14 protein-coding genes and 1 pseudogene are annotated in these 17,506 nt (G+C 67.1%); 10 read left to right on the top strand and 5 right to left on the bottom strand.

Annotation, left to right across the window (positions count from 1 at the left end; all coding sequences use genetic code 11):
* A pseudogene (locus AC5Y7E_RS10265) lies at positions 1 to 424 on the top strand (MCE-family protein MCE1A); the annotation flags it as partial.
* Between the two features lie 63 nt (positions 425 to 487).
* Here AC5Y7E_RS10265 and AC5Y7E_RS10260 read toward each other — a convergent pair.
* Together AC5Y7E_RS10260 and AC5Y7E_RS10255 are read right to left on the bottom strand one after the other, a co-directional pair.
* A complete protein-coding gene (locus AC5Y7E_RS10260; RefSeq protein ID WP_499921853.1) occupies positions 488 to 1,405 on the bottom strand; it encodes a DMT family transporter in 918 nt (305 codons plus the stop codon).
* 113 nt (positions 1,406 to 1,518) lie between these two features.
* Positions 1,519 to 2,412 carry an oxidoreductase gene (locus AC5Y7E_RS10255; protein ID WP_499921855.1) on the bottom strand — a complete coding sequence of 298 codons (894 nt, stop codon included), beginning with the start codon at positions 2,410 to 2,412 and terminating at the stop codon, positions 1,519 to 1,521.
* 182 nt (positions 2,413 to 2,594) lie between these two features.
* Here AC5Y7E_RS10255 and AC5Y7E_RS10250 point away from each other — a divergent pair, with 182 nt between their 5' ends.
* From AC5Y7E_RS10250 to AC5Y7E_RS10230, 5 genes are all read left to right on the top strand, one after another.
* Positions 2,595 to 3,587, top strand: a complete 993-nt coding sequence (locus tag AC5Y7E_RS10250) for a diacylglycerol/lipid kinase family protein (RefSeq protein ID WP_499921857.1) — start codon at positions 2,595 to 2,597, stop codon at positions 3,585 to 3,587.
* A 449-nt stretch (positions 3,588 to 4,036) separates the two neighbouring features.
* Positions 4,037 to 7,297, top strand: a complete 3,261-nt coding sequence (locus AC5Y7E_RS10245; RefSeq protein WP_499921859.1) for a thioester reductase domain-containing protein — start codon at positions 4,037 to 4,039, stop codon at positions 7,295 to 7,297.
* A 22-nt stretch (positions 7,298 to 7,319) separates the two neighbouring features.
* Positions 7,320 to 8,237: a metal-dependent hydrolase gene (locus tag AC5Y7E_RS10240; protein WP_499948791.1), complete on the top strand. Its 918-nt coding sequence runs from the start codon at positions 7,320 to 7,322 to the stop codon at positions 8,235 to 8,237.
* Between the two features lie 2 nt (positions 8,238 to 8,239).
* Positions 8,240 to 9,169: an alpha/beta fold hydrolase gene (locus tag AC5Y7E_RS10235; RefSeq protein ID WP_499921861.1), complete on the top strand. Its 930-nt coding sequence runs from the start codon at positions 8,240 to 8,242 to the stop codon at positions 9,167 to 9,169.
* Positions 9,170 to 9,177: 8 nt separating this feature from the next.
* Entirely contained in the window at positions 9,178 to 10,260 is a 1,083-nt protein-coding gene (locus AC5Y7E_RS10230; RefSeq protein WP_499921862.1) for a PDR/VanB family oxidoreductase, read from the top strand.
* Positions 10,261 to 10,330: 70 nt separating this feature from the next.
* On the opposite strand, the gene AC5Y7E_RS10225 is transcribed toward AC5Y7E_RS10230, so the two are convergent.
* Positions 10,331 to 11,386 (bottom strand): hypothetical protein, encoded by a 1,056-nt coding sequence (locus AC5Y7E_RS10225; RefSeq protein ID WP_499921864.1) that lies wholly within the window; start codon positions 11,384 to 11,386, stop codon positions 10,331 to 10,333.
* Between the two features lie 94 nt (positions 11,387 to 11,480).
* On the opposite strand from AC5Y7E_RS10225, the gene AC5Y7E_RS10220 reads away from it, so the two are divergent.
* The 3 genes from AC5Y7E_RS10220 (at position 11,481) to AC5Y7E_RS10210 (ending at position 14,534) form a co-directional block, all read left to right on the top strand.
* Positions 11,481 to 12,764, top strand: coding sequence for a hypothetical protein (locus AC5Y7E_RS10220; protein ID WP_499921866.1), 1,284 nt, complete (start codon positions 11,481 to 11,483; stop codon positions 12,762 to 12,764).
* Positions 12,765 to 12,809: 45 nt separating this feature from the next.
* The gene (locus tag AC5Y7E_RS10215; protein WP_499921868.1) at positions 12,810 to 13,100 is read left to right on the top strand and encodes a YiaA/YiaB family inner membrane protein; all 291 of its coding nucleotides are present in this window, start codon (positions 12,810 to 12,812) and stop codon (positions 13,098 to 13,100) included.
* A 117-nt stretch (positions 13,101 to 13,217) separates the two neighbouring features.
* Positions 13,218 to 14,534 carry an acyltransferase family protein gene (locus AC5Y7E_RS10210; RefSeq protein WP_499921870.1) on the top strand — a complete coding sequence of 439 codons (1,317 nt, stop codon included), beginning with the start codon at positions 13,218 to 13,220 and terminating at the stop codon, positions 14,532 to 14,534.
* Here the strand turns inward: AC5Y7E_RS10210 and AC5Y7E_RS10205 are convergent.
* Both AC5Y7E_RS10205 and macS read right to left on the bottom strand, forming a co-directional pair.
* On the bottom strand, positions 14,498 to 15,163 hold the full coding sequence (locus AC5Y7E_RS10205; RefSeq protein ID WP_499921871.1) for a response regulator: 666 nt from the start codon (positions 15,161 to 15,163) through the stop codon (positions 14,498 to 14,500). The genes AC5Y7E_RS10210 and AC5Y7E_RS10205 overlap by 37 nt on opposite strands.
* Positions 15,153 to 16,313, bottom strand: a complete 1,161-nt coding sequence (gene macS / locus AC5Y7E_RS10200) for a MacS family sensor histidine kinase (RefSeq protein WP_499921873.1) — start codon at positions 16,311 to 16,313, stop codon at positions 15,153 to 15,155. The genes AC5Y7E_RS10205 and macS overlap by 11 nt, the downstream gene beginning before the upstream one ends.
* Before the next feature lie 139 nt (positions 16,314 to 16,452).
* Here macS and AC5Y7E_RS10195 point away from each other — a divergent pair, with 139 nt between their 5' ends.
* Positions 16,453 to 17,427, top strand: a complete 975-nt coding sequence (locus AC5Y7E_RS10195; RefSeq protein ID WP_499921875.1) for an Acg family FMN-binding oxidoreductase — start codon at positions 16,453 to 16,455, stop codon at positions 17,425 to 17,427.
* Positions 17,428 to 17,506: the final 79 nt, after the last annotated feature.

Raw genomic sequence — 17,506 nt, 5'->3', positions numbered from 1 at the left:
AATCTACTGCTTGATGCGCAATGAACACGATGCGCTGCCCGCCACGGGCGCGGCCGAGGGCGGTTTCAACGGCTACTCGTTGAACATGAACACCGAGGCGCTCTCCGGGCTCGGATTGATCGCCAACCCGGTATCCGCGCTGCCCGTCCTCGCGTCGATGGTGGGCGGCGTCGTCGGCGTGGTGGGCGGGGCGCCCAACCCCTACGTCTATCCCGAGAACCTGCCGCGGGTGAACGCGCGCGGCGGCCCGGGCGGTGCGCCGGGGTGCTGGCAGAAAGTCACCCGCGATCTGTGGCCGGCACCGGAGTTGGTGATGGACACCGGCAACAGCATTGCGCCCTACAACCACCTCGACACCGGATCGCCGTATGCGATCGAGTACGTCTGGGGCCGCCAGGTCGGCGACAACACCATCAACCCATAGCAGCCCGTCAGGCGCCGTGAGAATACTTACCCGGCAAGCCAATTCGGTGTGTAGATCAGCCGCTCACGCTTGGGAAGCCGCCTTCGACCGCGCGCTGGATTTCAGGTCACGCCCAGCGCCGGCCGACATCGAGGCGGCCTCCCCGCGAGCCAGACCGACGGTCGCGATGATCACCACGGCCGTCGTCACCGCGATGACAAACCATTCCCAGCCGCCGGCTGCCAAGGTCTCGTTGAGCACGACGATGCCGAGCACCCCACCCACCACGGGCTTCGCCACGATGATCGTCGGCAGCGACGCGGTGAGGGCGCCGGCCCGATAAGCAGACTGGTGATAGATCATCCCGGCCACCCCGCAGGACACCAGCGCGTACAGCTCGAAGCTGTGCCACACCTGGCCGGGATGGCGTTCCAGGATGTCGACGACGCCCTTCATCAGGACCGCGAACACCGCCAGTAAGGTGCCGGCCACCGCCGCCAGCAGCAGAGCCGCAACCGGGCGATCCGCCCACACCCGCGCGCCGAACAAACCCAGCAGCAACAGCGGGACGATCACCACGGCCACCACGATCCACGTGTGCAGCGGTGCCCGCTGCTGGCCGCCGGTCGGGTCTCCGACCGAGATCAGCACCGCCAGCGCCACCGCCAGGACCAGCGCCCAGCTCCATTCCCGGCCGGTGATGCGGTTACCGGTCATCCGCGAATAGATCGGCAGGGCGAACAGCAACGCCGTCACCTGTAACGACATCACCAGCAGCACGGAGCCCTTGTCCAATGCGGCGGCCAGCAGCACGTAACTGCCGATATCGCCCAAACCGCCCAGCCACCAACGCTTGTCGCGCAGCAGCATGCCGAACAGGGTCAGGTGGCCCACCCGTTTGTCGGTCACTTCCTGCGCGGAGCGCTGCCGAACCACGTTGCCGATCGCGGACGCCAGCGCGGCGCACAGGGCGAGAAGGGCCGCCAGATTCGCGTCCGACATGGCATTACCTCCTCGCTGCGTGCGGTTGAGTTACCCAACTAATCTAGCCGCGCCCCGCGTGCCCGGTGCGCGGACGGGGTTGTCCGGGTGAGCGGGTTGAATGCCGGGACCGCTCAGAGCGGGAATTTCGTTTCGGTGAGCCGCTCGGACAGTTCCCAGAGGGCGGTGGCAGTGCCGGCGCGCTTTGCCGGCCAGTTGCGCCATGTCGGCTGGGTGCGGCCGTACAGTCCGAACCGCGGGCCGACGAAGGTGTCGCCCGGCAAATCCTGCGAGGCCGCATACAGCGTCTGGCGGGCGCCGAACTCGGCGTCGGTGGAGACGATCCGGTCGACCGCCAGGACCGCCGCGTCGCCCAGCTTGCGGCCCGAATTGCCTTGCAGGTTCGTGTGCGACCAGCCGGGGTGGGCCGCCAGCGCGCGCACCGATGTGCGGGCGCCGTCCAACCGCCGCTGCAGTTCCTTGGTGAACAACAGGTTGGCCAGCTTCGACTGGCTGTAGGCCAGCCAGGCCGAATACGGCCGGGACTGGAAGTTCAGGTCTTTGAGGCTGATGTAGCCGAAGTGGTGCATCAGCGAGGACACCGTCACCACGCGATCGGTCAGCTTAGGCAACAGCAGGTTCGTCAACGCGAAATGGCCGAGGTGGTTGGTGCCGATCTGGCCCTCGAAGCCGTCGACGGTGACCGCATGTTTGGTGGCCATGATGCCGGCGTTGTTGATCAATACGTCCACCGTGTCGATGCCCTCGGCGAAGCGCCGCACCGACGACAGGTCTTGCAGGTCGAGCTGACGCACCTCGGCCGTCCCCGCCCCGGTGCCGGGCGCTGAAGCGGTCATGCGCGCGGCGGCGGCATGGCCCTTGTCGGTATTGCGGACGGCCAGGGTGACCCGGCCACCGACCCGTACCAACTCGCGCGCGGTGATCTCGCCCAGCCCCGCGTTGGCGCCGGTGATGACGATGCTCCGCCCGGCGAACGAGGGCAGCTCCGCTGCGGTCCAATTCGGCATGGCAAACACCCTAACTTCGTAATTGCGACGGCGGCTGCCGGGCCGCGGGGACTGGCGGAGGCGTGCGGCAGCGTTGCGGGGCAACTCGGACGCGCGGGTATCGTGCCTGGGATGCCCAGCGAAATCCCACCTGAGCGATGGATCGGACGACATTTTTTCGGGCGCGCATGGGGGTTCGCCGGATGTATCTAGGCGTCATCGTCAATCCGAAAGCGCGGAAGAATCGCGCCGCCTCTCGCGACCGCATCGCCGGACTGCGTCGCATCGTCGGTTCGCACGGCGAGGTGCACGAGACCAACTCGATCGAGGAGCTGCACGGCGCCATCCAGCAACTCGCGCCGCGGGTGACCCACCTCGTCGGCGACGGCGGCGACGGTGCGCTGCACTGGTTGATCAACGAGATCGAGCGCTGCATCGATGATCCGCAGCGCTGGCCTTCGTTCGTCCCGACCAACGGCGGCAGCGTCAACGCCGTCGCGCGCAAGGCCCGGGTGCGCGGACGGCCCGAAAAGATCATCCGTGCGCTGGTGTCCGCCGCCGAGACGGATCAACCTCCACCCGACGAGATCCTGGACACACTGGTGCTCGACGGCGAAACCGACGACGGCGCAGCGTTTCACCGGCTCTGCTTCGGGCTGGCCGCCGGGGGCGTCGGGAACCGTTTCTACGACCGGTATTACGACTCACCCGATCACGGTCGGCTGGCGGTCGCCCGGGTGATCGCTCGCAGCTTCGGCGATTACCTCACCTCGAAGGTCGCCCCGAGCCGGGTGAAGACGCCCAACTACGCCTCCATCCTGTTCACACCGACGCGGGCGCGGGTGGTGATCGACGGCGATGAGGTTCCGTCGCGCACGCACAGCTTGTTGCACGCCGGCGCGATCGACCTTCGCATCGGTGGGCCGCTTCGGTTGTTCCCCAAGGCGTCCGAGCCCGGTGCGCTGCATTTCCAGGCCGGAAACCTCCGGCCATCCCTGATCGTGGCGCAGCTTCCGACGGCACTGACCAACGGCATGCTGCGCGGCAACGGGCTGCGCGACGTCAACGGCAAGGAGATGACGATCGAAGCCGAGGACGAACCCCTGTCGCCCATCATCGACGGTGAGCGTTTCCTCGGCATCGTGAAACTGGTGGCGCGCGCGGGACCGCGGATCCGCATCGCCAGGCCCGCGTAGCCGGCTGCGGCCGGCATCCAATCGCCCTTGGCGGCCCACCCGCACGCGCGGTTTCCGGGCTCGCGTTATCCTGCGGATAATTGCGATTTCTATTTGCGATTTGGCCTGTGAGTGCGACGATGGTAAAAGACTTAATTGACTCGGGCGGTCGCTTGACCGTTTATAGTAAATGCGCGGATTAGTAGATACGTACTTCAGTAATTCAGGCCGTGGCGCAGGGATAATACCTGGTCGCGAGCGACTGAGATACTGAAATCCGTAGCCGCGGAGATCAGCATCCGTGCATTTAAATCGGACGGGTATCTGAATCCTGTGAATGCAATGTGTGATGACCATTTAGGCTGTTCAACCCTTTGCTAAGGGCGGGCCGGCAGCGCTACATTGGATTAATAATTACCGACGTGAGTCGTGCTCGGGCCAAGCCAACCTGGAAGGGGGATCACTCCGACATGGAGACTCTGATCGATTACCTACACAAGTGGGAAGCGCAGAAGCCGGACCAGACCCTGTTTCGCTTCGTCGATGCCGATGGCCGGGAACTCGAGCACTACACCTACCAGGGCTTCGCCGAACGCACCCGTGAACTGGCCGCCTACCTGTCCAAGGAGGCCGGCCTCGAGTCGGGCGATCGTGCACTGCTGGTCTACTCGCCCGGACTCGAAATGGTCGCGGCGCTCTATGCCTGCGCCCGCATCGGGGTGATCGCCGTTCCGGTCAGCCCGCCCTTGCCGATGTCCTTCGATTCCGGGCTCGCCAAGCTCAGCTTCATCGCCCGCGATTGCGGGGCCAAAGCCGTGCTGTCGACGAAGCAGTTCGAATATGACTTCCGTCTGCTGCTTGGCCAACGGCACGGCCAGCAACTCTGGGCGGACGAATCCGGCGCCGGCCTGCCCGAGCTGCCCTGGTTCGCCACCGACGGCGCCCAGGACTTCGGCGGCGCGCCCGTCGCGGACACGCCCGGCGAGGTGCTCTTCCTGCAGTACACCTCGGGCTCGACGAGCGATCCCAAGGGTGTGATCGTCACCCACGCCAACATCATCGCCAACGGTTTCGCCTTCAGCGGCGGCGACGTGGTGGTGGCCTCGTGGCTGCCGCAACACCACGACATGGGGCTGATCTCGGCCTACATGTTCGTCGTGCTGTTGGGCGGAAGCACGCATGCGATGTCGCCCCTGGACTTCCTCGCCCGGCCGGCATCCTGGCTTCGGCTGATCAGCGACGTGCGCGCCACGCACACGCCGGGCCCCAACTTCGCGCTCGAATACTGCCTGCGCGAGGACAAGCTGCCCGCCGCCGAGTTGACCGGCGTGGACCTCAGCAGCCTCGAATGCATCGTGGTGGGCGCAGAACCGCTGCGCGCCAACACCTTCGCTCGCTTCCGGCAGCGATTCGCCGAGTATGGCCTGCGGCCCGAGGCGCTCACCGGCGCCTACGGCATGGCCGAATTCACACTGACCGTGTCGATCCGCGGGCGCCAGACCATCGCGGTGAACAAGCGTGGACTGGAGCGCAACGTCGCCCGCGTCGAAAAGGCGCTGCCCGAGAACAGCAACCAGGTCACCTTGGTCAGCTGCGGCAAGCCCATCGAGGATGCCGTGGTTCGCATCGTCGATCCCGAATCCCGGCAGGCGTTGCCCGACGGCCGCGTCGGCGAGGTATGGCTGGCCGGACGCTCCAAGGGTGCCGGCTACTGGAACCGGCCGGAGCTCACCGCGGAGATTTTCGGCGCGCGCGTCGCCGGTGATGACGGACGCACCTACCTGCGGACCGGAGATCTCGGCTTCGTCTACGAGGGCGAGTTGTTCGTCTGCGGCCGCAGCAAGGATCTGATCATCGTCCGCGGCGTCAACTGCTACCCCTCCGACATCGAAGCCGTCGTCGAGCGCACCGCCGCGCAGATCCGCAAGGGTTGCGTCGCCGCCTTCTCGGTCGAGCACGATGAGTCCGAGGCGCTGATCGTCGTCGCCGAGGCGCGCGACGAGCACAGCCTTCCGGACGCCAAGGCCCTGGCCCGCGCGATCCGGCGGCACTGCCACATCGATCCGCACACAATCGTTTTCGCACCGCCGCGCAGCATTCCGAAGACCACTTCGGGCAAGATCCGGCGCTCGTCGACACGCCAGCTGTGGCTGGACGGCAAGCTGCCCACCTTCGCGAGCTGGATCAACCAGTCGGCCAACCGAACTCACGATGGCCTGGCTGACGGCGCGGGTCCGCTGGAGCGCTTCCGCAATCTCATCGAGAGCTACGACCTGAGCGGCGACGAGGACTGCTCGTTCGCCGATCTCGGCATCGACTCGCTGGCGTTGGCCGAACTCCGCACCGACCTGCAGGCCTTGCTGGAGGAGAACGGCGCCGGGGAGTTGGCCGAAGAGGTCAACACCCGCCTGTTGCAGCGGCTGACGGTGTCCGAATTCTTCGGGCTGGTCCGCCAATTCGGTGAGGGGACCGGGCAGCCGCTCGAGGCGCTGCGCCGCGCGCTGGATCAGATCTCCGCCGAGTACGAGGCCTACGAGGCCGCGCAGATGCGGGCCGACGCGGCACTGCCGCTGCCGGAATTGGCACCCGCGCGGCCGGGCGAGCCCACGGATCTGCTGCTCACCGGCGCGACCGGATTCCTCGGGCCGTTCCTGGTGAGCAGCCTGCTGGCGCAAACCTCCTTTACGGTGCATGCGCTGGTGCGTGCCACGGACGCCGCGCACGGCCTGGACCGCATCGTGGCGTCGCTGCGCCGCGCCCAGCTATGGACGCCGGCGCTGGAAGCCGACGTTCGCGCGCGGGTCCGCGTCGTCTGCGGCGATCTCGCCGAGCCCGCGCTGGGCATCGGGGAGGCGGCCTTCCAACAGCTGGCGCAAGACGTCGATGCCGTCGTGCACAACGGCGCCCTGGTCAACTACGTGCGCACCTATGACGCCCTGCGGCCGGCCAACGTCGAGGGCACCCGCGAGCTGTTGCGGCTGGCGATGACCAACCACCGCAAGGCTTTCCATCTCGTCTCCAGCACGTTCATCTACGGCTGGAGCACCGAGCCGGTGGTCGGGGAGTGGGACGCCAACGAAAAGATGGCCGGCCTGGACTTCGGCTACTCGCAGACCAAATGGGTCGGCGAGCAGCTGGCGCTGGCCGCGCAGCGCAAGGGACTCGACGTCCGCATCTACCGGCCGTCGCTGATCTCGCCGACCCGCGCGGGCTTCGGCAGCCAGGACGACATCCTGGTGCGCTTGACGGCGTTCATGATCGAGCACGGCGTCGCCGTCAACGCGCTCAACCAGATCAGCCTGCTGCCGGCGGACCTGATCGCGGATCACATCGTCACGCTGATGGGCCTGCCGGACGAGTCGGGCAGCGTCTTCAACATGACCGCCGACGACTACTACAACCTCACCGACGTCACCCGGATCTTGTCCGAGCGGTACGGGTATCGCTTTGACTACCACGACATCCCGTCGTTCACCGAGCAGCTGAACCGCCGCTGCACGCCGAACGATCAGATGTACCCGCTGGTCGATTTCCTCACCCGGTCGGCGGACAAGATCGCGGCGATGCGGGACAAGCGCTACGACAACACCCAGTACCGCCACCGACGCGGGCTGGCCAAGGTCCGCCTGCGCGAGCCGGCCCTGACCGAGACGGTCGATCATCTGGTCCGGTTCTTGCGCAGCGAGCGTTTGATCACTGAGGTGGAGGACGAGGCGCAGCGCAGCGCCTAGCTTTACGATCTGACGGAAAGGGATGGCGACGATGTTCACCGTCGATGACAAGGCAACCGGCCCGCACGACGCTTCGCTCGACCACGAGCGAATCGTCCTGCAGGCGCGCGACGTCGACTTCGACTGGTCGACGCTGCCGTTCTACTACGTGCCCAACGAGCCCTTCACCACGCACTTCTGCAACGTGCTGCACCTGTTGTTGCCGGCGGGTGAGGAGTTCATCGTCGCCGCTTTCAAGGACACCCTGCCGCTGATCAAAGACGATCAGCTGCGCCGCGATGTGCAGGGATTCATCAGCCAGGAGGCGATGCATTCCCAGGCGCACGCGGGGGTGCTCGGGCACTTCGCGGTCAAAGGCATCGACGTGACCCCGTTCACCGACCAAATGCGTTGGCTTTTCACCCAACTCATCGGCGACCGGCCGCGGTGGAGCCCGCGCCGGCGGCAGAGCTGGTTGCTCGAGCGGGTGTCGATGGTGGCCGCACTCGAGCACTACACCGCCATTCTGGGCGAGTGGATTCTCGACACCCCGCAGCACGACGCCATGGGCACCGACCCGGTGATGCTGGACATGTTGCGTTGGCACGGCGCCGAGGAAGTCGAGCACAAAGCGGTTGCCTTCGACACCATGAAGCACCTGCGCGCCGGGTATTGGCGGCAGGTGCGCACCCAGCTGCTGATCACCCCGGCGCTGCTGTGGTTGTTCGTCCGCGGCGTGCGATTCATGTACTCGGTCGACCCCTACCTGCCCCCCGGCACCAAGCCGCGCTGGCGGGACTACTTCCGCGCCGCGCGCCGGGGTTTGGTGCCCGGCCCGTTCCAATTCCTCCGGGTCATCGGCGCCTATTACACGCCGAGTTTCCATCCTTCCCAGCTGGGCGGGGTCGGGCGCGCGGTCGACTACCTGGCCCGCTCGCCCGCTGCCCGCGCGTCGCACTGACGATGACGAACGAATTGGTGTCAACTACCGTCACCGCCTCCGACGGCGTGCGACTGGCGGTGCATGCCTACACCGACATCGACCCGGGGCGCCCGACGATCCTGGCCATCCACGGCTATCCGGACAACCACCACGTATGGGACGGCGTGGCGACGACATTGGGTCGCCGATTCAACGTCGTGGCGTACGACGTCCGCGGTGCCGGCCAATCCTCAACGCCGCCAGGCCGTTCGGGATACCGGCTGCCACAGCTGGTCGCCGACGTCGGCGCGGTGATCGAGCGCCTCGGCGTGGACGAGGTGCACCTGCTGGCCCACGACTGGGGATCGATCCAGGCCTGGGCGGCGGTCACCGACGACGCCGTGATGGGCAAGATCGCCTCGTTCACCTCCGTCTCCGGCCCGCACCTGAACTACGCGGGCAAGTTCTTGCGGTCGGCCCGCACGCCGCGCGCGCTTCTCGACGTGGTCAAACAGGTCCTGGCCTCGTCATACATCTGGTTTTTCCTGTGCCCGGGCGTGCCGGAGCTGGCGATCCGGGCCCGGGCGACGGTGAAAGTCTTTGAGGCCGTTGAGCGTATCGGCGGATCGAGCGCTCGTAGCCGCGGCGGACGTGGTGCGAATTACCGCTCGGTCGATGACTACCTGAACGGGCTCAACCTGTATCGCGCGAACATGCCCGCACCGATGCTGGCGCCCCCGGCGCAGTTGCCGCGGACCACCGTTCCGGTGCAGGTGCTGGTCGCACGCCAGGATTATTTCGTGTCGCCCGCCCTGCAACGGTTTACCGGCTCCATCCCGGAGGGCGGCAGGGTTGTGCCGATCGAGGGCGGGCATTGGGTGGTCACCGCCTACCCCGACGTCATCGCCCGGCTGACCGGTGAGTGGGTCGACCTGATCGCCTCCTCCGGCGACCGTCGCGGCATCGGCTAGATGTGAGGATGATTGTGGCGCAGACTATTTGGGACAGCGTCCCGGCCGACCTGTACGGCCGTCGCAAGCGTGACCGCATGTACACCGCGTTGTACGGCGTCGGTTCGCTGTTCGGCGGCCTAGCGTCGGCGTCGCGGTGGACATCCGCGCGGGTTCAGTCCGTGCGGCGCACCACCACCGCGGTGGTTGCCAAGCGCGAACTAGTGACGCCCGACGTGGTCGCGCTGACGCTGGTCGACCCCGACGGTGGGTTGTTGCCGTCCTGGACACCCGGCGCCCACATCGACGTTCGGCTGCCATCGGGCCGGCGCCGGCAGTACTCGCTGTGCGGTTCGCCCGGCCGGCGCACTGACTATCGCATCGCGGTGCGCCGCATCGCCGAGGGTGGCGGTGGTTCGATCGAAATGCACGATGCGTTCAAGGCCGGCGACAAACTCGAGTTCGAAGGGCCCCGCAACGCGTTCTATCTCGTCACCGACGAGCGTGAGGTGTTGTTCGTGATCGGTGGCATCGGGGTGACACCGATTCTGCCGATGATCCGCACCGCCCAGCAGCGCGGAATCGATTGGCGCGCCGTCTATGCCGGTCGCAGCCGAGATTACATGCCGCTGCTGAACGAGGTGGTGTCGGTGGACCCGGACCGGGTCACCGTGTGGGCCGATGACGAGCGCGGCCGATTGCCCACCGCGTCCGACTTGCTTGCCTACGCGGGGCCGGGGACGGCGGTGTACGTGTGTGGCCCCACCGCCATGCTGGAATCGGTGCGCATCGCGCGCAACGACCACGCGGACGCGCCGCTGCACTACGAACGTTTCGGCCCGCCGCCGGTGGTCGATGGTGTTCCCTTCGAGTTGGAACTGGCCCGCTCGCGGCGAGTGCTCAGCGTGCCGGCGAACCGGTCGGCGCTGGACGTCATGCTCGACCGCGATTCGACCACCGCATACTCCTGCCAGCAGGGGTTCTGCGGAACCTGCAAGGTCAAAGTGCTTGGGGGACAGGTCGATCGCCGCGGGCGCACCGTCGAGGGTGATGACGAGATGCTGGTGTGCGTTTCCCGCGCGAAATCCGGGCGCGTGGTGATCGACGCCTGAGCGCTCGATGCGCCAGCTAACGGGCGGTAACGCAGGGCAATTCTCTTCGAATACAGTAGGTTTCGAGGACCTACATCGGTCCGGGAAGCTCCCCCAGATCAGACAGCTCGGCGTGGACGGATTCGATGGCGGCCCGGTATTGCTCCTCGCTGAGCGTTTTTGTGTAGTACCGGTTCATCCGGAGCTGGTATTGCTGGTCTCGAAGTTGCCGAATGCGGTCGAGCCGGGCGGTGTCGGTCGCCGAAAGTTTGAATTCCTCGATGCTGATGTGGCCGGCCATAACGTGTTCTATCGGAGAGAGCCGATAGCCGCAATGAGCCAGCATCTCCAGATAGGCCTTGTAATAAGGTCTTTCGCCGACGCGCCACGTGTCGCGTTGGGCTCCCCACTCGAAAGCGGCCAGCACCATCGCCAGGATCACGACATCGGCGCGCACGTCGACGTTGGCCCGCGCCGCCAACTGCTCTCCACTGGATTCGTTGATCCCCAGCATTTCTGCCGCCAGCGTCATGCTGGCGGGACAGTGCAGCTCGGTCAGGTAGTGGAAATTGCGGGCGATGAAGACGTCGATCCACGGCGGCGGCGCCGCTAGCAGATTGGCCCGAACCCACTGGCGCCGCGCATCGGCGACCCCCGAGGCGCGTCGGTCCAGTTCGCGCATCATCACCCAGTCACGCTTGGCATTGGCCGCCGCTTCGGATTCCAGCTTGACCGGTCGGCTGCCTGTGCAAGTGGGGCCGCCCGTCAGCTCGTCCAGTGCCATTGGCCGGGCCTGGTCATGGGTCAGGTACGACACGTATACCTCCAACTCCGGCAATCCCGTCCAACGGGCCAGCTCGCCCAGCGTTCTCTCGCCGGGGTATAACCTGCAGATCTGATCCTGCTGTTTGAGGTCATCGCGGGTGTAGATGAGGCCGACTTGCTGTTGTTCGTCGCCGCGAGTCCCGAGATACACGCGCCACCCGGCCGGTCCGGCAATTCCCGGTAAGAAGTGCGAAGAGATTTCGACCAACAAGTCATCGATCGTGGCCGAGGCGGGGAAAACCCAGAACTCGCGGTGCGAGTCAACATCGTCGCCCATGGCGACCGAGCCGCGGTCGACGGACACCTTCACCGTGTCTGACATCGTCAAGTCCTCACTGCCGCTGGGCCTACAAAACTATCGAAACCGCGCCGCATTGCGGGAACCATTAAGTGCTCCGTTGGGTCATGCTTAGGCAATGCCGAAGAAATCGCTCCTGTCGCTGCAGCCGGAAACCGGCTTGGGGGACCCGACGGTGGGGACGTGGCGGGCCGCCGCGCTGAGCATGGCGGTGATCGCGCCCGCGGCCTGGTACGGGCTGGGCGCGCTGCTCGGGGCGGCGGTGGCGATTCCGGTGATCTACGCTCTAGCGCGGTTGCGTGGCCATGCTCCGGAAGCGCGCAGCACCGCCGAGTTGATCGGCGCCACGCTGGGGCCGCGAGCGGGGGCGGCCGCGGGCATCGTTCAGCTGCTCGCCTACCTGGTGCTGGCAGGGAAGTTCGCTGCGACGCTCGGATTGCAAGCGCTGCAGGTGCTTTCGCCCGGTGACGATCCCGCCGCGATCGTGTCGTGGCTCCCGGTCGCCGCCGCGGCTGCGGCTCTCGTCATCGGGGCCGCGGCCTGTTGGACATCGACTCGTGTCGTGGCGTCGCTGGCGATGCCGCTCGTGGTCGCGGGCCTGCTCCTCTACGTCTGCCTCGCGGCGGCGGTGATCGCCCTCGTCGCGCTGAGCACCGACCCCGTCGTCATCGGGACGGCCGCATCACCGCGCCCGCTGTCCGGCCAGCTCGTCGGCTTCGGCCTGGGCATGGTGGGCGTCGAACTGCTCACCCTCCGCATCACGCGCGTCGCCAGGCCGGGGCGATCCATGTCGCTGGCCGTCGCGCTGGTGGTCGCGGCCGCGGTGGTGTTGTGGGTCGGTGATCACCGTGGCGTGGCGGGGCCGTGGCGATGGAGCGCCAAGATGCTGGCCGAGGCCGTGCCCGAGTTCTACGCCGACGACGGCCGGCGGTGGATGGCGGTGGCCGGCACCGCGTTGGCTGTGGCCGCCGCGCTGGTGTCCGGCTGGGCCGCGGTGCGCGCCGCCTCGGGTCTGGCGGTGATGCGCGGGGCGTCACCGAACGCCGGTCTGCGACTTTCGGTGGTGGGGCTCGTCGCGGTGGTTGCCGTCGTGGTCTCGGCGCAACGCGCTGGCTGGATCGGGCCGGCTATCTTCGGCGCGGTGCCCCTGCTGCTGATGGTGCTGTATGTGTTTGTTACAGAGGCTAATTCGCGGATCCCCGGCGACAGCGTGGTGGCCTGGTGGGTGCGGCTGGTGATGCCGGCGCTTGCCGTGGTGGCGGTGGTCAAGCCGCTCGTGGATTCCGAGTTCGCCGGCGTCCGGGTGGCGACGGTGGTCGCCGCCGCGATCGGCGTGGGCGCCGCGGCCGCTGCGGCGGCGGTACTGCCGTGGCGCCGCGATACACCGTTGAAATCTGAGTAGTCTTACGGATGCCCGCGAACGGTCCACTGCCGCAGAGTCATTGGCATGACCGTTCCCAGCAGCATGTCGAAAACCACCGCCGCCTTCTTCGTTCAGGCCGCTGTCGCGTTCGCGATCAGCTTCGTGGCCGCGCTCGGCGGAATCTACTTCCTTCCGCTTGATCCTTGGCCACGATTGTTTCTCGGCATCACCTTCCTATTCCTGGTGTCCAGCGCGTTCACCCTGGCCAAGGTCATCCGCGACCAGCAGGAGGCCGCGACCGTGCGGGTACGCCTCGACGAGGCCCGCATCGAAAAGCTGCTCGCCGACTACGACCCGCTCAACGCCGCGAACTGAGTAGTACTACTCAGCCTCGACGCGTAGAAGTGCGCAGGCTCGCGCGCGCATCCTCGGCGAGGCTTCTCTCATCGCTTTTCCACCACAACGCATCCGCAGAAGGGCAGATCCGCTCCCATGACAACTCTTGTGAAGTTTCCCGGCGTCGCCGAGGTGGCCGCGAGCACGCCGGCCGATCGCGATCGCGTCCTCGACGTCATCCGCATCACATCGCTGGTCGGCGTGGTGCTCGGCCATACCGTGATGGCGGCCAGCATTATCGAAAACCACGTATTGATCTGGGACAACCTGCTCACCAGCTCGGTGCTGTTCCAGGCGATGACGTGGTTGCTGCAGATCATGCCGCTGTTCTTCTTCGCCGGAGCGGCGGCCTGCGTGTCTACCTGGGCTCCCGGCACCAACTGGGGCGGCTGGCTGATGAAACGCTGCACCAGGCTGTTCCGTCCGGTGTTCTACTATCTTGCGTTCTGGGCCGTCGCGCTGACGGTGCTGTATCGGGCACTGCCGCAACACATCTACGAGCCGATCGCCGGCGTCAGCACGCAGCTGCTCTGGTTCCTGGGAGCCTACGTCCTGGTGCTGGCGGCCATGCCCGTGCTGTACCGCATCACCACGGCCGGGCGCCTGGTTGCCGGTGTGGCGACGGTCTATGGCGCGATCGCGCTGATCGACACGATCCGGCTGCACTGGCCGGCGATGATGCCGCTGGGTTACCTCAACCTGGCCGTCTGGCTCATTCCCGCCATGTTCGGCGTGGCCTACCGCCGCGGGCTACTCGGTGGCCGCGCCGCGCTGGCCGTCGCCGCCGCCTTCTTCGCCGTGGACGTCGCCCTGGTGCACTGGGGGCCGTATCAGATCAGCATGGTGGGCACCGGTGACCACCAGCTGTCCAACACCAGCCCGCCGTCGCTGCTGCTGGCGGGGCATGCAATCATCCTGAGCGCGTTGGCAATCGCGGCCGCACCGACGATCGCGCGCTGGGCGCAGCGTCCGCGGGTGTGGTGGTGGACCGCCATCGGTAACTCCGGCGCGATGACCCTGTACCTGTGGCACATGCCGGTGCTGCTGGGCGTGCACCTGGCCTTCGATTACCTTGGCTGCCCGCGCTTTCTGGGCGAGCAGGACTTCCTCGCCGTCAGCCTCGCGCAAGTGCTCATCGTCGTCGTCGCGGTGGCGGTGCTGTTCGTCGCGCTGCGGCCGCTGGAGAACAACCCGCTGTCCGGTTGGGACGGCGCACCCGCGGTGACGTCACGTGGGCAGGGTCGCGCCATCGGTGCCCTGCTATGCGTGGCCGGCGTGGCCTTGCTCGCCGCGATCAGGTGGGGACTCAAGGACGACGGGCTGGTGTGCATGGCCGTGGTGGTGACCGCGCTGGTGACCGCCCGGATCGTGGCGGGTCACGGCTCTTCGTCCAGGCCGTGCTCGATAGCGTAGCGAGCCAGCTCCACGCGATTGGCGACCTGAAGCTTGCGGAATGTCGCCTGCACATGGTTCTCCACAGTGCGATGGCTCAGCGAAAGCTTGTTGGCGATCTGCTTGGCGGACAGCCCTTTTGCGACATAACGCAACACCTCGGTCTCACGGTCGGTGAGGCTGGGGCGCGCGGGGCCGTCGTCCTTGCTCTGCGCGATGCGCCGATATTCGCCCAGCACCAGCCCGGCCAGGCTCGGGGTGAACACGGCCCGCCCCGCCGCCGTGGCCGTGACCGCCTGCGCCAGTTCGGCTTTCGAGGCACTCTTGACCAGGTATCCCGTCGCGCCGGCCTTGACCGCCTCCAGCACGTCCTCGCGTTCGTCGGAGGCCGACAACACCAGCACCCGCGATGAGGTCGAGACCGCGAGCACCGCGGCGGTCGCCTGCGCGCCGTCGCCGTCGGTCAACTGCATGTCCATCACCACCACGTCGGGCTGGACCGCGGCCGCCCGCCGCTGTGCGGCCGCCACCCCGTCGGCGGTGGCGACCACGGTGAAGCCGTGCTCGGCCAGGTCACGAGCGACCGCGTCACGCCAGATCGGATGGTCGTCGACCACCATCACCGTCGTCGGCGTCCCGTCATCCGCCATGGCGTCCCTCCCCGCGCGGCACGCACAACTCCCACTCGGCGCCTTCTCCGGGCTCGCTGCGCAATTCGGCGCTGCCGCCCAACGACGTCAACCGTCCCACGATCGATTGGGAGATGCCGAGCCGTCCCTGGCGCTTCGCTTCCTCGAGCCGGCCCGGGGTGATTCCCACTCCATCGTCGCGGACACTGACCAGAACTGAATCGCCGAGGTCCTCCAAGAGTACGAACGCGTGCGCATCCGGACCGGCGTGGGTGACCACGTTGTCCAGCGCATTGCCCACCGCTGCGTCGAGTTCAGTTGCCGCCCAACGTGCTAACGGCACCGGGGTGCCGGGCAGGCTGAACGACACCCGATCGGATTCCCGGCATTGGAGCAGCGTGCGCAGGTCGACGGTGGCGCCGTCTGTTTCCTGGCCGATGTCCGTGCACGCCAGCCAGCGCCGCAGCGCGCGTTCTTGCTCGCTCGCCAGGTCGGCGAGTTCTGCTGTGGCGCCGCCGATCTCATGCCCTTTCTTGGCGACCAGCGCCAGCACCTGGATGGCTCCGTCGTGTACCTGCCGCGACAGCCGGTCGCGTTCCTGCACCGCCGCCGTCAACTCGGCCGCTCGTTGTAGCTCGGCGTGGGCGCGGCGCGCGGTTTGCGCGGCCATCCCGATCGCCATGCCGATCGCCAGCTCGATGATGATCGTGGCGTTGTGCCCGAGGTTGAGCGCGAGGTAGTTCTTGACGGCGAAGTTGGTGGCCATCACCGCCAGTCCCGTCAGCATTCCGCCCGCGGGACCGAATTGGATGGCGGCCGAGATCGTGGGATTGCTCGCCCATAACGTCGTCGGCCAGGTTTGGTTCTCGGCCGCCCAGTGCGGGCTCGCAACGAAGTTGTTCGACCACATCAGCAAGACGACGACCACGAGCTCGGCGAGCACCCACGTCGGTTTGCGGCCGAACCCCCGCAGGTAGGCGAACGCGCACGCCGCGCTCCAACCGATCAGGGCCGCGAACAGCACCCAACCCAGCGCGGGCCGAATCAGATCCGGGTTGACCGCGATCTGAAATCCGGTGGCATAGACGCAGCTCAGCAACCGGAACACTTGCGCCGCGCGCCACAGCGGCGTGGTGGGATCGGGGCCGTGATTCGCCATCGTGGCCAGCATAAGGGCGGACGGCGCCGCGGTGGACCGGCCACGAAGATTGGCCGAAAGTCCTTTGATTTAGAGCCGTCGTGCCCTCGTGGCGTCGCCGATGATGCGTGACGGTGATACGAACAGGCGCTAGGAGAGAGGGAGAGCGAGGATGAGCATCCGCTTTCCGGACGCCGGCACGATCCGGACGGCCCTGACTTTGGCATCGCGCGCCCCGTCGGTGCACAACACCCAGCCATGGCGGTGGCGCGTCGAGGCGGCAAGCCTGCAGCTGTACGCCGACCCCGACCGTCGACTCCCCAACACCGATCCCGATGGTCGCGACCTGATCCTGAGTTGCGGGACGGCGCTGCATCACTGCGTTGCGGCGTTCGCGGCGGTGGGATGGCGCTCCCGGGTGAGCCGGCTGCCGAACGCCGACGACCCCGATCACCTTGCCACCATCGAGCTTTGGCCTCAGTCGGCCGATTTCGTCGACATCGCGCTCGCCGCGGCCATCCCCCGGCGGCGAACCGATCGACGCCACTACAGCTCCTGGGCGGTGCCGATGGGCGATATCGCGCTCATGGCCGCGCGGGCCGCCCGCACCGGTGTCACGCTGTGCCAAGTGGAAGACATCGACAGGCTGCACGACATCGTCGCCGAATCCGTCCGCGATCACCTGACCAACGACTATCTCGCCGAGCTCACGACGTGGAGTGGGCGCTACTTCTCGGTTGCGGGCGTTCCCGCCCGAAATACGCCGATATCGGATCCGGACGCCAAGATACCGAGTCGGCTATTCGCCGGTGCCACACTGCCGATGGCGCCGGATTCGTCCGCGGCCGACGACAACGCCGTGGTTCTCGCGTTGGGCACCCGCCACGACGACCGGCTGGCGCAACTCCGCGCCGGTGAGGCCACCAGCCTCGTGCTGCTCACCGCGACGTCGACGGGACTGGCCAGTTGCCCGGTCACTGAACCACTGGAGACGGCCGAGACCCGCGCAGCGGTGCGCTCCGGCATCTTCGGCGACAGCAACTACGCGCAGATGCTGCTTCGGGTGGGTTGGGCGCCGATCAACGCCGACCCGTTGCCGGCGACCCCGCGACGTGACCTGCGCGACTTCGTCGAGTGGGCCGATTGATCGCAGGCCTAAGCGGTCATCGGACCTGCCCCTGCGGGGGATCGACCCGTCCCGCAATGGGCTACGGCCGCAACGCTAT

The sequence above is a fragment of the Mycobacterium sp. NGS17 genome (genome assembly GCF_059813205.1).
This window is presented reverse-complemented; position numbering and strand designations above follow the sequence as displayed.

What these genes read in the sequence shown, in the direction of transcription:
- AC5Y7E_RS10240 (WP_499948791.1), top strand. Translation starts at nt 7,320, where the DNA reads ATGGCGACGATGTTCACCGTCGATGACAAGGCAACCGGCCCGCACGAC.
- AC5Y7E_RS10230 (WP_499921862.1), top strand. Translation starts at nt 9,178, where the DNA reads ATGATTGTGGCGCAGACTATTTGGGACAGCGTCCCGGCCGACCTGTAC.
- AC5Y7E_RS10215 (WP_499921868.1), top strand. Translation starts at nt 12,810, where the DNA reads ATGACCGTTCCCAGCAGCATGTCGAAAACCACCGCCGCCTTCTTCGTT.
- AC5Y7E_RS10260 (WP_499921853.1), bottom strand. Translation starts at nt 1,405, where the DNA reads ATGTCGGACGCGAATCTGGCGGCCCTTCTCGCCCTGTGCGCCGCGCTG.
- AC5Y7E_RS10210 (WP_499921870.1), top strand. Translation starts at nt 13,218, where the DNA reads ATGACAACTCTTGTGAAGTTTCCCGGCGTCGCCGAGGTGGCCGCGAGC.
- AC5Y7E_RS10225 (WP_499921864.1), bottom strand. Translation starts at nt 11,386, where the DNA reads ATGTCAGACACGGTGAAGGTGTCCGTCGACCGCGGCTCGGTCGCCATG.
- AC5Y7E_RS10245 (WP_499921859.1), top strand. Translation starts at nt 4,037, where the DNA reads ATGGAGACTCTGATCGATTACCTACACAAGTGGGAAGCGCAGAAGCCG.
- AC5Y7E_RS10255 (WP_499921855.1), bottom strand. Translation starts at nt 2,412, where the DNA reads ATGCCGAATTGGACCGCAGCGGAGCTGCCCTCGTTCGCCGGGCGGAGC.
- AC5Y7E_RS10235 (WP_499921861.1), top strand. Translation starts at nt 8,240, where the DNA reads ATGACGAACGAATTGGTGTCAACTACCGTCACCGCCTCCGACGGCGTG.
- AC5Y7E_RS10205 (WP_499921871.1), bottom strand. Translation starts at nt 15,163, where the DNA reads ATGGCGGATGACGGGACGCCGACGACGGTGATGGTGGTCGACGACCAT.
- macS (WP_499921873.1), bottom strand. Translation starts at nt 16,313, where the DNA reads ATGCTGGCCACGATGGCGAATCACGGCCCCGATCCCACCACGCCGCTG.
- AC5Y7E_RS10250 (WP_499921857.1), top strand. Translation starts at nt 2,595, where the DNA reads ATGTATCTAGGCGTCATCGTCAATCCGAAAGCGCGGAAGAATCGCGCC.
- AC5Y7E_RS10220 (WP_499921866.1), top strand. Translation starts at nt 11,481, where the DNA reads ATGCCGAAGAAATCGCTCCTGTCGCTGCAGCCGGAAACCGGCTTGGGG.
- AC5Y7E_RS10195 (WP_499921875.1), top strand. Translation starts at nt 16,453, where the DNA reads ATGAGCATCCGCTTTCCGGACGCCGGCACGATCCGGACGGCCCTGACT.